This is a genomic window from Chelatococcus reniformis, assembly GCF_014640075.1.
Taxonomy (GTDB): Bacteria; Pseudomonadota; Alphaproteobacteria; order Rhizobiales; family Beijerinckiaceae; genus Camelimonas; species Camelimonas reniformis.
Genome location: NZ_BMGG01000035.1, coordinates 1 through 618, shown reverse-complemented (window position 1 = coordinate 618; position 618 = coordinate 1). Strand labels below are relative to the sequence as shown.

1 protein-coding gene is annotated in these 618 nt (G+C 68.4%); it reads right to left on the bottom strand.

The genetic code is table 11. The annotated features are described in order from the left end of the window. Window positions 1–612 (bottom strand): nucleotide sugar dehydrogenase (locus IEW34_RS30205; RefSeq protein WP_188612958.1); only part of this gene is annotated, 612 nt, incomplete at its 3' end. Window positions 613–618 lie beyond the last annotated feature (6 nt).

Here is a 618-nt window from a genome sequence, read left to right as displayed (position 1 = left end):
CTCCGCCGTCCGCCGCTCCGTCATCAGCAGCGGCGCCTGGTTCAGGAACAGCGGCCGGTACAAGTCCCGCATCACCTCGCGCGCCCGCTCGTCGCCGGTGCCGATGACGATGCGGTCAGGCCGCTTGAAGTCCTCGATCGCCGCCCCCTCGCGCAGGAACTCAGGGTTCGACACCACCGCAAACGCCGCCGACGGGTTGGTCTCGCGGATGATCCGCTCCACCTGGTCGCCCGTGCCCACCGGCACCGTCGACTTGTTCACCACCACCGTGTAGCCGTCGATCGCCCCGGCGATCTCCCGCGCCGCCTGATACACGAACGACAGGTCCGCATGCCCGTCGCCCCGCCGCGACGGCGTGCCCACCGCCACGAACACGCAGTCCGCCTCCGCCACCGCCGCCGAAAGGTCCGTGGTGAACGACAGCCGCTTCTGCCGCACGTTCGACGCAACCAGCTCCGCCAGCCCCGGCTCGTAGATCGGCACCCGCCCGTTCTGCAGCTCGGCGATCTTGACCGCATCCTTGTCGACGCACGTCACATGATGGCCGAAGTCGGCAAAGCAAGTTCCCGAAACGAGGCCCACATAGCCGGACCCGATCATCGCTACACGCATCGTTGC